Below are 12,312 nucleotides of genomic sequence, written 5' to 3'. Positions count from 1 at the left end.
TCGGCGGCCCGCGCGGTGCGGCGCGGGCGGGGGCGCTCGCGCGCCACCCGTCCCGTACCCACTTCCCCTGTTCCTCACACGGGGCGTCGCGTCTGTCCCTCGTCTCGGGCCGCCGCGGCTACCCTCACCCGGTGACCGACGTGCTGCCGCTGCCCACCGACTACGCGAGCGTCCTCACGGCGCTGAAGCAGCCTGTCCGGACAGCCCAGCTCACCGCCCAGCGTCGCGTGAACACGCAGCTGGTCGAGCTGTACTGGTCCATCGGCCACGTCATCCTGGAGCGCCAGGCAGACGAGGGCTGGGGTGGTGCCGTCGTCGCGCGCCTCGCCGATGACCTTCGCGCCGAGTTCCCCGCGATGAAGGGCTTCTCCCGCTCGAACCTCTTCCACATGCGAGCCTTCGCCGGGGCGTGGCCCGACCGTGCCGAAGTAGTCCAACAAGCTGTTGGACGCCTTCCGTGGGGGCACATCACCGTCCTCCTCGGCAAGCTCGACGACCGGGCAGCACGCGACTGGTATGCCGCGCGCGCCGCCGAGCACGGCTGGTCGCGCAACGTGCTCACGAACCAGATCATGAACCGGACCCTCGAGCGGATCGGCGCCCCGCCGACGAACTTCGTCGGCCAGCTCGCCCCTGCCGACTCCGACCTGGCCCGGGAACTCGGCAAGGACCCGTACGTCTTCGACTTCCTCGACCTCACCGACGCGGTCTCCGAGCGCGAGCTCGAGCAGGCGCTCATGGACCGGATCGTCGACACCCTCCGCGAGCTCGGCGCCGGTTTCGCGTTCGTCGGCCGCCAGGTGCACTTCGATGTCGATGGCGACGACTTCTACGTCGACCTCCTGTTCTTCCACACCGAGCAGCTCCGTTACGTCGTCATCGAGCTCAAGACCGGGAAGTTCGAACCGGCCTTCGCCGGGCAGCTCGGCTTCTACGTCGCCGTGGTCGACGACGAGATGCGCCGTGAGTTCCACCGTCCCACTGTCGGCATCCTGATCTGCGGCAGCCGCAACCAGCGCACGGTCCGGTACGCGCTCGGGCAGGCGTCGGCGCCGATGGCCGTGTCGACCTACACGTACGAGAGCCTGCCGGCGGCCGAGCAGCATGCGCTGCCCGCGGCCGAGCAGATCATCGCGGCACTCGGATGGGCGGAGGACGACGGCTCGGCGTGACCCCATCGAGGTGACGATGGCGGTGGCGCCGACCGCGCCGACGCTACGACTCCAGGTGCCCCAGCTCCGGCTGCGCCAGGAACGCCACGACGGGATCCGCCGCCGCGCCCGTCTCGAAGACGACGAGGTCGTTCCGGCCCGCGCGGAGCTGCGCGCCGGGAACGTAGAGCGTGTGCTGGGGCCCGCGGGTCCAGTAGCGGCCGAGCGCGAAGCCGTTGACGAAGGCGACGCCCTTGCCCCACGAGCGCGTGTCGAGGAACAGGTCGGCGGGCTCCGCCATCTCGAACGACGCGTGCGCGAGCACGGGCCCGTCGAGGAAGCGGACCGGCGCATCCGGCTCCCCGGGCGCGGCCGCGATGGCGGACGCCGAGGCCACCGCCGCGGCCATCGCGCCGAGGTCGAGCGGCTGGCTCTCCCAACCCGTGAGCTCCTCGCCGTCGAGCGTCGCCGGACCGATGAGGCCCTTCGCCTCGCCGATCCGCACGCCGTAGTTCACGCGCCCCTGGTCCTCCACGAGCACCTCGAGGATCCGGCCGGGCGGCACCGCGATCGCCGTCTCGTGCTGGTCGCGCTGGATCACGCCGATCCGCACGCCGTCGACCGACACGACGGCCCGGTCGCGCACCTCGCCGAACGCGAGCACGCGCGTCCGCTCGGACGCGGGCAGCGCCACCCGGTGCAGCGCGAAGCCGCGGAAGACGCCCAGCGCGTCCATCGAGGGCACGGCGGGCGTCGCGCGCCAGGCGGCGGGATCCGTCACGAGGTCCTCGAGCGGCACGACCGCGTCGAACGCCGTCGCGAAGGCGGGTGCGTCGCCGCGCTGCGCGGGCACCTCGTCGGGCACCGACCGGTAGCGGGCGATCACGTCGCGGAACGCGAAGAACTTGGCCGTCGGGGATCCGGTCTCGTCCAGCGGGGCGTCGTAGTCGTACGAGGTGACGTGCGACTGGTACGTGCCCTTGTGATTGGCGCCGTTCGTGAAGCCGAAGTTCGTGCCGCCGTGGAACATGTAGATGTTCACCGACGCGCCCGCGGCGAGGAGCGCGTCCAGCTCGGCGGCGGCGTCCGCGGCCGAGGTCGTGTGGTGGTGCTCGCCCCAGTGGTCGAACCAGCCGTCCCAGAACTCGCTGCACATGAGCGGCCCGGTCGGCTGGTGGCGGCGCAGGGTCGCGAGGCGCTCGGTGGCGCGCGAGCCGAAGGACCCGGTGCGGTGCAGCTCGTCGAGGCTGCCGCGCGCGAGCATCTCATCGGTCGGCTGGTCGACGGTCGTCAGCGGCACGATGATGCCCGACTCCCGCGTGAGGTCGACGAGGTGGCGGAGGTACTCGGCGTCGTCGCCGTACGCGCCGTACTCGTTCTCGATCTGCACCAGGACCACGGGCCCGCCGTGGTCGATCTGCCGCGGCGCGACGATCTCGTACACGCGGCGGAGGAACTCGTCGACGGCCGCGAGGTAGAGGGGCTCGCTGCGGCGGACGCCCACCGCGGGATCCTCGAACAGCCAGCCGGGGAGCCCGCCGCCGTCCCACTCCGCGCAGATGTAGGGCCCCGGGCGCACGATCGCGTGCATGCCCTCCGCGTGCACCAGGTCGAGGAACCGGCCGAGGTCGAGCCCGGCGCTCGTGTCGAAGGCGCCGCGCTCGGGGGAGTGCGCGTTCCAGGCGACGTACGTCTCGATGGTGTCGAGGCCCATGAGGCGCGCCTTGCGGATCCGGTCGGCCCAGTGGTCGGGGTGCACGCGGAAGTAGTGGAGCGCGCCCGCGATGACGCGGTGGGGGCGGCCGTCGAGCTCGAAGTCGTCGGCGCCGATGCGGAAGCGGGCGCTGGTGGCGGGGAGGCCGGGCATGTCGTGTCCTTGGGTGAGGCGGGGCATGGGAGAGGGGAGGCGCGACTCGCGTCGCACCTCCCCTCGGGTCGTGCAGGTCGTGCGGGTCGCTACTTCACGTCGACGGAGAAGCCCTGCTGCTGGCCGTACTCGGCAGCCGCCTTGCCCCACGCCTCGAGGACGGGGTCGAGCGAGGTGCCGGCGGAGTACGCCGACGAGGCCGAGTCGCTGAAGATGCTGTTCGCGTAGACCTGGAAGGGCAGGTACTGCCAGTCCGGGACGACCTCCTTCGAGGCCGCGCTGAGCACCTCGTTGATCTTCTGGCCGCCGAAGTACTCGGGCGCCTCGGACAGGAACTCGGGGCTGTTCAGGTCCGCCGTGGTGGAGGGGAATCCGCCGGCGTCGAAGGAGATCTTGCGACCCTCCTCGTTCGCGGTGGTGAACTTCGCGAACTCCGCCGCGACGAGCTTGTTGGCCGACTGCTGCATGACGGCGATGGAGGATCCGCCGCTCTCCGCGGTCGCGGTGTCGCCCGCGGTGTACTGCGGCATCGGGGCGACGCGCCACTGGCCGGAGCCCGCGGTGGCCTGCGCCTCGAGGTTGCCGGGCATCCAGGCGCCGGTGATCAGCGTGGCGATGGATCCGTCGCCGAGTCCGCGGAACCACTCGTCGGTCCAGCCGGGGGTCTGGGCGAGCGAGCCGTTGGCGACGAGCTGGTTCCACATGGCCGTGTACTTCTTGGCGCCCGCGTCCTGCATGTCGATGGTGACCTTGTCGCCGTCGACCTTGTAGGGCTTGCCGCCGGCCTGCCAGATCATGCTCGTGGTGAAGCCGGCGTCGCCGGAGTCGCTGGTGATGTACTGGTTCGGGTCGGCGGCGTGCATCTTCTCCGCGGCGGCCACGTACTCGTCCCACGTGGTGGGGACGGCGATCTGGTACTTGTCGAAGACGTCCTGGCGGTAGAACATCGCCATGGGGCCCGAGTCCTGCGGTAGCGCGTAGAGGGCGTCGCCCTCGGTGACCGCGTTCCAGGTCGACGCCGTGAACTGGTCCTTGAGGTCCGTGTAGCCGTAGCCCGAGAGGTCGGCGAGGGACTTGCCGAGCGCGAACTGCGGGATCGCGAAGTACTCGATCTGCGCCACGTCGGGAGCGCCCTTGCCCGCCTTGATGGCGTTCTGGAGCTTCGTGTACTGGTCGGCGCCGGTGCCGACGTTCTGCACGTCGACCGTGACCTTCGGGTGCTCCTTCTCGAACGCCTCGGCGATCGGCTTGATGGCCGGGGCCCAGCCCCAGACGGTGATGGAGGACTGCGTGTCGAGGGCCTTGGCGAGGTCGTCGGCCGAGGCGGAGTCGGCGCTGGCGCCGCCGGATCCGGAGGAGCACGCCGCGAGCGAGCCCGCGAGGACGATGCCGAGGCCGAGCGCGATGGCGCGCTTCGCCCTGCGGGGGAACGAGATGGACATGGTGGTGCCTTTCACTTCTTCGTGGTGGTGAGGGGAGGTGCGGTGGAGCTGTCGGAGGGCGCTACGCCTTGACGCCGCCGGCCGAGAGGCCGGACTGCCAGTAGCGCTGGAGGAAGAGGAACGCGATCACGATGGGGATGATCGCGAGGAAAGAGCCCGTGATGACGAGGTTGTAGATCGGCTGGCCGCCCACGGTGGTGGACTGCGCGTTCCACTGGTTGAGGCCCACCGTGAGGGGGTACCAGCGGGAGTCGCTCAGCATGATCAGGGGCAGGAAGTAGTTGTTCCAGGTCGCGACGATCGAGAACAGCAGCACCGTGATGAGGCCGGGGCTGAGGAGCCGCAGGCTGATCGTGAAGAAGGTGCGGAGCTCGCTCGAGCCGTCCATGCGGGCCGCCTCGAGGATCTCGGTGGGCACCGAGTCGACCGCGTAGGTCCAGATGAGGTACAGGCCGAAGGGGCTGATGAGCGACGGGAGGATGATCGCCCACGGGGTGTTCGTGAGGCCCATCTGGCTGAAGAGCAGGAAGGTCGGCACCGCGAGGGCGGTGCCCGGGATCGCGACGGCGCCGAGCACCACCGCGAACACGATCTTCTTGCCCGGGAAGTCGAACTTCGCCAGGCCGTAGCCCGCGAGGGTGGCGAGCAGCGTGGCGCCGCCCGCGCCGACCACCACGTAGATCAACGTGTTGCCGAGCCAGCGGACGAACTCGCCGTTGCCGTACGTGAGCACGCCCTGGATGTTGTCCCACAGCGCGAAGTCGCCCGAGAACCAGAGGCCGAACGAGCTGAACAGCGCGTCCTGCGTCTTGGTCGAGTTGACCAGGAGCCAGAAGAGCGGGAGCACGGAGTAGATCAGCAGCAGCGACATCACGATGGTGAGCACGATGCTGCGGCGCTCGCGCGGGGCGCCGGCGCTCTTGCGGCGCTTGGGGGAGCGCTCCGCGGGGGCGTCGCGGACGGGCGTGCCGGCGTCGGGCGCGGCGAGGGGGGTTCCGGTGAGGGTCGACACGGTCAGCTGTCCTTCCGGGTGCCGACGAGCTGCACCACGTAGGCGACCACCATCGTCAGGACGCCCATGATGATCGCGATGGCGGCGGAGTAGTTGAACTCCTGTCCCGCGAAGGACAGGTTGTAGGCGTACATGTTCGGCGTGAAGAACGAGCTGATCCCGTTCGGCGCCAGCGTCTGCAGGATGTTCGGCTCGTTGAAGAGCTGGAAGCTGCCGATGATGGAGAAGATCACGCCGATGACGAGCGCGCCGCGGATGGCGGGCAGCTTGATGCCGGTGACGATGCGGAAGGGGCCGGCGCCGTCGAGCTCGGCGGCCTCGTAGAGGTCGGGCGAGATGACGCGGAGGGCCGCGTAGAACAGCAGCATGTTGTAGCCGACGAACTCCCACGTGACGATGTTGCCGATCGACGCGAGGATCCAGCTCTGCGAGAGCAGGTCGGGCAGGTCCCAGCCGGTGGCCTGCTCGAGGTTGCCGACGAGGCCGAAGCGGTTGCCGTAGATGAAGCCCCACATGAGCGCGGCGACGACCGCGGGGACGGCGTAGGGCAGGAAGATCGAGATGCGGAAGAACGCCGTGAGGTGGAGGCGGGCCGAGTCGAGCGCGAGCGCCGCGAAGAGGGCGACGAACAGCATGATCGGCACCTGCACCACGAGGAACAGCGCGACGCGGCCGAGGGCCTCCCAGAACTTCGCGTCCTGGAAGGCGCGCGCGTAGTTGTCGATGCCGACGAACGAGTTGCCGCCGATCATCCGCTCCTGGAACAGGCTGAGGTAGATCGAGTAGCCGACGGGCGCGATGAGCACGACGAGGAAGACCACGAGGAACGGGGCCACGAAGCCCAGACCGGTCCAGCGTCGCTTGTCGCGTCGCATCGGGGGACCGCTGGGGCGGGCCGCGTCGGGCGCCTTCGGCCGGGCGGCCGAGGTCGACATCGTCGTCATGTGCTTCCACTTCGTCGGGGGATCGCGGCGCTCCTAGCCCATGGGGGGTGGGCTGTCACCCACCTCGGGAGGATTGGGTGTTTGCGCAAACATCTGTGATGCTCGCAACCATGACATCTCCACCGTCGGCCGTCAAGTCGGGTGGCCGGCGCACGCCCGGCGGCCGCACCGTGTCGATGGCGGACGTCGCGGCGCACGCCGGGGTCTCCGCGCAGACCGTCTCCCGCGTGTCCAACGGCGCGCAGAACGTGGAGGCCTCGACCCGCCAGCGCGTGGTCGACGCGATGGCCGAGCTCGGCTACCGGCCGAACAGCGCGGCCCGGGCGCTGAAGACGGGCCGCTTCCGCAGCATCGGCATCATCATGTTCACGCTCTCGACCCTCGGGAACATGCGCACGCTCGACGCGATCGTCACGGCCGCGTCCGACGCCGGCTACACGATCACGCTGATGCCCGTGCCGCACCCCACCGAGGGCGAGGTGGCCGGTGCGTTCAGCCGGCTGCAGGAGGAGGCGGTCGACGGGGTCGTCATCATCATCGAGGCGCACATGCTCGACCGGGCCGACGTCATCATCCCCGTGGGTCTGCCCGTCGTGATCATCGACTCCGACGCGGGCGACCCGTTCGTGGTCGTCGACACCGACCAGGAGCAGGGCACGCGCCTCGTGACCCAGCACCTGCTGGACCTCGGGCACACCGCGATCGTGCACGTCGCCGGCCCGTCCACCTCGTACTCGGCGGCCCGGCGCGCGGCGGAGTGGCGGGCGACGATGGTCGACGCCGGGCTCTCCCCGGAGGATCCCGCGCAGGGCGACTGGACCACCGCGTCCGGCTACCGCATCGGCAAGGAGCTCGGGCAGCGCGCCGACATCACCGGGATCGTGGCCGCGAACGACCAGATGGCGCTCGGGATCATGCACGCGCTGCACGAGCTCGGGCGCGACGTGCCGGGCGACATCAGCGTGGTCGGCTTCGACGACACCGAGGAGTCGAGCTCGTTCTGGCCGCCGCTCACCACCGTGCACCAGGACTTCACCGAGATCGGCCGCCGCTCGATGCAGGTCCTGCTGGAGATGCTCGACGGCCGCGAGCCCTCGGGCGAGCGCATCGTGCCGACGCGGCTCGTGGTGCGCGAGAGCGCGGCGGCGCCGCGGGCGGACGCCCGGCCCGCCGAAGCGACCTGACGGGCGCCCCCGTTTCGACCCGCCCGCCGCGGGGAACGGGGAGGGGGACCCGCCCGCCCGACCAGGAGGCCCGCCCGTGCCCGTCGTCGCCCCGCTCCACGAGACCTTCCCTCGCGTCCGCTCCATCGCCGTGCTGCGCGGCGGCGGGCTCGGCGACCTGATCTTCGCGCTGCCCGCGATCGCGGCGCTGCGGGCCGCGTACCCGGGCGCGCGGATCACGCTGCTCGGCACGCCGCTGCACCGCGCGCTGCTGGCCGGTCGCCCGGGAGCGCCCGAGGAGATCGAGGTGCTGCCGGTCGCGCACGGGGTGCGGGACGTGCCGGGCACGGATCCGGACCCCGCGGAGGTCGAGGCGTTCGCGGCCCGGATGCGCGAGCGCCGCTTCGACCTCGCCGTGCAGGTGCACGGCGGCGGACGCAACTCCAACCCGTTCCTGCTGCGGCTCGGCGCGCGGCACACCGTGGGCACGGCGACCGACGACGCCGAGCGGCTCGAGCGCGTGATCCCGTACGTCTACTACCAGCACGAGGTGCTGCGCGGGCTCGAGGTCGCGGGGCTCGCGGGCGCGCCCGTCGCCGACCTGGAGCCGGTCGTCGAGGTGACCGACGCCGAGCGCGCCGCGGCGGCCGAGCACGTGACGGGCGCGCCGGGCGGGCTCGTCGTGATCCACCCGGGCGCCACCGACCCGCGCCGCCGATGGCCGGTCGAGTCGTTCGCGGAGGTCGCGCGGCGGGCCGCCGCCGACGACGCGCAGGTGGTCGTCGTGGGCGACGCGACCGACGCCGCGGACGCCGACCGGATCGTCGCGCTCGGCCGGGAGGGCCTGCCCGCGGAGCAGGCCGCGCGGATCACCTCGCTCGCCGACTCCCTGACCCTCGGCGAGCTCGCCGGCCTCTTCACGCACGCCGACGTCGTGCTCGGCAACGACAGCGGCCCGCGCCACCTCGCGCAGGCCGTCGGTGCGCGCACGGTCGGGGTGTTCTGGTTCGGCAACGTCGTGAACGCGGCGGCGTTCGGGCGCACGCGGCACCGGATCCACATCGGCTGGACCACGCGCTGCCCGGTCTGCGGCGTCGACGTCACCCAGGTCGGCTGGACCGCCGAGCGCTGCGCGCACGACCCGTCGCACGTCGCCGATGTGCGCGTGGACGACGTGCACGCGGACGTGGAGCAGCTGCGGCGGGCGTCGCTGTCTCAGATCTCGATTCTACTTTGATATGCGAGACACCCGGTTTTCAGTAGAGTCCTTTGGGAAATATTGACTACTACACTTCGCCTACGCTTGAATATTAGCTCGCTCTATTAGGGCAATAGTCGCCCGAATTTGCGACTCGAGGTCCAAGGTCCAAGTGGGGGATCCTGCTGCCACAACTTGTTTCGCGATCGCCACTTTACTCGGCTGACTAACCCCGAGTCGCCGCCCCGACAGAGGATTGGTATATCGACGTTGAGAAGTGAAGGTTCTGCCATTTGTGGATGGGTGAGCTATACGTACGGCGGCATCAAGTGCGACTTGTGGAATGTAGTTCTCTACCGTGTATCCGGCCGTCACCCAGCTTAGGCTGCACTCGGGGTCGCCTTCCAGCCCATTGATTACTCTCTTTTTGCTGTCATTCAGCTCCGCGCTCTCGAGCTTCTTGTCAGAGTCCATCATGACAAGCATATATCTGTTCAGGCTTCGGAGTGAAATAAACTCGTCGATTTCTTCAATATCTAGTGGAGATAGCATTTTGAGTAGCGCGCCACCGTAGAACATGATCGAGTAGTGTATGCCCTCGATGAACCGCCCTGGTGCAAAAGAGTCAATCCAATGTTTCAAATAAATACGATCGGATGGACCCTCTACCCATAGTACCGCATTGGTTTGAACTAGGTCCGAGGGGCGATATCCAAGATCCGCGCATAACGCCGCTCGTCCGTTGGCGGAGCCCGCGTACGTCACGGCCGAGGCGCCTGCTGTCCGAGTAACGTGAAAAATAGACCCTATGCCTGAATCTAAAATATGAGCCGAGTGTGTCGCGATGAAGTACTGGTTCGATGTGTGCTCGGCTAGATACCTGAGCAGCTTCCTCTGTAGTACTGGGTGCAAATGCACTTCAGGCTCTTCTATGCAGACGATGGAATCTCCGAGAATAGTAGATGCCGCGGCAATTATAACCACCTCGTGAATGCCCGTCCCCAGATTCTCGATCGGCAACGTGTGGCCATCTTGTGTTATGTGAATGGTCGATAAATCATAGGGAATATTTATTGTGATACTACTGTCGTCCAGAACTGCTCGAACGAAATCTTGGATAGCGTTGAAGAGATGCTTATCTTCTAGTCGGCTCGTCGGCGGGTTTTGAAGCCGCAGTAGCCTACCTTTGATACTTCGACCATTTAGGTCCGGCGCCTCCTCGTTGTCGTCCGAAATGGCGCGGACGCCGTCAATAATGTGTGAGGTTGGGGTGGGTGGCATGTGAGCAAATATTCGTTCAAGCACAAAATGTCCATCCTCACCTCTACGGCTACTGCTTTGGCCGGAGATTGCGAGAGCAAGCTCGCGCGTTTGTATTGAGTCGCCAACTTTCTGCGAGACCGCCCGGAGCGCGTCCGAATCGATGGATCCGCTATCATTTATCTGCAGCCAAAGACCACCATCGTGACTCAGTTCGGTTTGTGCGGCAAACTTAGTCAGTAAGTCTAGAAGATATTGCTTCAGATGAGGCAGAAGGTGCGCAGATCCGGGCCATGCGATGATGGATTCGAAGGTGAAATATTGCAGTTTCCTAATGGTCTGCTCTGCGTCTCCATGGGGTCTATCGAATGGACCCACGGCACCTCGTTCTACCCCGAATGCGGACTTCAAGACTCTCATTACATTAGATTTGCCTACATTATTCTGTCCGGCAATCAAATTAACTTTGCGAAGAGGATGCAGTACTGCGAGTCCCTCTGAAGCAAAACTTCTGTAACCGGAGAACGCGAAGCCGTCGAGGAAGTCCATAACTTATTATGGCGCACTCTTTGACTTTCGCGTTGTCTGGCCGTGAAGCGAAAGCTTGCCACCGCTTCAGGGCGGGCGCCTTCGCGCTGGGGATCAGGTCACGCCTAATTGTTTGCGGCGTCGGCGTGACACAAGTCGGCCGGGCGGCGGAGCGCTGTTAGGCGACCCGTCGCACGTGGTCGACGCGCGGCGGACGACATGCACGTCGACGTGGAGCAGTCGCGGCAGGCGTCGCTCGGGGAGCGCGTGTCGGTCTGAGGCGGCGACCTCTCAGGCGTCGAGAAGCAGCCCGAGCGCACCCGTGACCCGGTGACCGCGAACGCGATCGAGGCGGCTTCGGCGATGATCAAGATGAGGCATCGGCGGTTCGACATGCGGCAGGCGTGCCGGCGGTTGCGCTCAGCCCGCCGCGTCGAGCCGCTCTCTCGCGTGCGGCGTCGTCGCGATCGCCGCGTTCCGCAGCGACTCCGTCCCCGCGTCGAGGTAGCCGTACGTCTTCTCGTGCGCGGCGAACTCGGCGGCGCGCTCGGCCGGATCGCGGATGGTCGACCAGGCGCGGGAGTCCGGGTCGTCGTTCCACCGCGAGTGCAGGACGGGCGCGTGCGTGGTGACGGGCAGGAGTCCGCGGGCGGGATCCCCGTCGACGGAGATGACGGTGGCGCCGAAGCCGGGAGCACGCGGATCCTGCCGGGAGAGCCGGCCCCACTCGGCCTCGTCGTCGTCCGCCGCCTCGCCCGCGTAGACGTGGCGGGCGTGCAGCTGGCGCGCGTCCGCGATGCCGTCCTCGACGCCGGCCGAGCCGAGCATGACGAAGGAGTCGACGCCGAGGTCGCGGGCGGCGAGGGCGTCAGCGGCCATGGTGGATCCGTACGAGTGCGCGATGACGTTCACGCTCGCCAGGTCGCCGCCGTGCCGTGCCGCATGCAGCCCGGCGATCTCGCTCGCGAGCAGCGGGGCGCCGCGCTCCGCGTAGTCGCCGAGCGTCGCGTCGACGCCGGGCGGCGGGGTGCGGTAGCCGATCCACGCGACCACGGCGTGCGCGGCCGGGGCGCCGACCGACGCCTGCGCGTCGAACACGTTCTGCGCGGTCTCGGTCCAGAGCTGCATGTCGTCGGTGTAGGTGCCCATGCCCGGCACCGTGAAGGTGACCTGGCGGGCGGTGTCGAGGTCGCCGACCGCGATGGCGGCGAGCGGCGGATCCCGATGGCTCAGCGACACGAGCCAGCGCCGCGGCTCGGCGTGCCCGCCCGCGCGGGCCGCCGGCTTGAGCGCGTCGCGGATCGCCGTGAGGGCGGTGAGGCTGTCCCGCGCGTCGGCGTCGTCGGGGTGTGCGGCGACCGCCTCCCGCTCCGTGCGCAGCTCGGCGCGGAGCTGGCGCCGGTTGGCGGCGTCGCGCGAGGCGTAGTCGATCCCGTCGAGGTTGCCGACGAGCTGGGGCGAGCTGCGGATGAGCGCGCGCTGGTGCTTCCGGTCCTTGGCGGCCCACCAGGAGACGACGCGCTCGGGCGACGCGTCCATCACCTGCAGCTCGAGGGCCGGGTGCGCCTGGATCATCCGCTGGGCCTGCACCGCGGTGAGGGCGGCGTAGCGGTCGAGCTGCGCGAAGCCCCCCTCGACGCCGGATCCGGGCGGGGCCGGCAGGATCACGAGGCCGACGAGCACGGCGGCGAGGGCGAGCGCGGTCTCGCGCCGCCGGTGCGCTCGGGTCACCACCGCCTCCTCATCA

9 protein-coding genes are annotated in these 12,312 nt (G+C 68.7%); 3 read left to right on the top strand and 6 right to left on the bottom strand.

Going from position 1 to position 12,312, the window contains the following annotated elements; all coding sequences use genetic code 11:
- Window positions 1-131: 131 nt before the first annotated feature.
- Window positions 132-1,172: a PDDEXK nuclease domain-containing protein gene (locus FGG90_RS09800; protein WP_165771374.1), complete on the top strand. Its 1,041-nt coding sequence runs from the start codon at window positions 132-134 to the stop codon at window positions 1,170-1,172.
- Between the two features lie 43 nt (window positions 1,173-1,215).
- Here FGG90_RS09800 and FGG90_RS09795 read toward each other — a convergent pair whose 3' ends face one another.
- The 4 genes from FGG90_RS09795 to FGG90_RS09780 form a co-directional block, all read right to left on the bottom strand.
- Window positions 1,216-3,018: a glycoside hydrolase family 35 protein gene (locus FGG90_RS09795; protein ID WP_094127543.1), complete on the bottom strand. Its 1,803-nt coding sequence runs from the start codon at window positions 3,016-3,018 to the stop codon at window positions 1,216-1,218.
- 89 nt (window positions 3,019-3,107) lie between these two features.
- Entirely contained in the window at window positions 3,108-4,460 is a 1,353-nt protein-coding gene (locus tag FGG90_RS09790; protein WP_094127546.1) for an ABC transporter substrate-binding protein, read from the bottom strand.
- A gap of 61 nt (window positions 4,461-4,521) precedes the next feature.
- Entirely contained in the window at window positions 4,522-5,472 is a 951-nt protein-coding gene (locus FGG90_RS09785) for a carbohydrate ABC transporter permease (protein WP_094127549.1), read from the bottom strand.
- A 2-nt stretch (window positions 5,473-5,474) separates the two neighbouring features.
- The gene (locus FGG90_RS09780) at window positions 5,475-6,416 is read right to left on the bottom strand and encodes a carbohydrate ABC transporter permease (protein WP_094127551.1); all 942 of its coding nucleotides are present in this window, start codon (window positions 6,414-6,416) and stop codon (window positions 5,475-5,477) included.
- 110 nt (window positions 6,417-6,526) lie between these two features.
- On the opposite strand from FGG90_RS09780, the gene FGG90_RS09775 reads away from it, so the two are divergent.
- A complete protein-coding gene (locus FGG90_RS09775) occupies window positions 6,527-7,600 on the top strand; it encodes a LacI family DNA-binding transcriptional regulator (protein WP_237583293.1) in 1,074 nt (357 codons plus the stop codon).
- 76 nt (window positions 7,601-7,676) lie between these two features.
- A complete protein-coding gene (locus FGG90_RS09770) occupies window positions 7,677-8,816 on the top strand; it encodes a glycosyltransferase family 9 protein (RefSeq protein WP_094127556.1) in 1,140 nt (379 codons plus the stop codon).
- Window positions 8,817-8,876: 60 nt separating this feature from the next.
- Here the strand turns inward: FGG90_RS09770 and FGG90_RS09765 are convergent, their stop codons facing one another.
- The gene (locus FGG90_RS09765; protein WP_094127559.1) at window positions 8,877-10,586 is read right to left on the bottom strand and encodes an ATP-dependent nuclease; all 1,710 of its coding nucleotides are present in this window, start codon (window positions 10,584-10,586) and stop codon (window positions 8,877-8,879) included.
- Between the two features lie 399 nt (window positions 10,587-10,985).
- Complete coding sequence (locus FGG90_RS09760; protein ID WP_094127562.1) at window positions 10,986-12,296, bottom strand: alpha/beta hydrolase; 1,311 nt, start codon at window positions 12,294-12,296, stop codon at window positions 10,986-10,988.
- Between the last annotated feature and the right edge of the window lie 16 nt (window positions 12,297-12,312).

The sequence above is a fragment of the Clavibacter michiganensis subsp. tessellarius genome, assembly GCF_021922985.1.
GTDB lineage: Bacteria > Actinomycetota > Actinomycetes > Actinomycetales > Microbacteriaceae > Clavibacter > Clavibacter tessellarius.
This window is presented reverse-complemented; position numbering and strand designations above follow the sequence as displayed.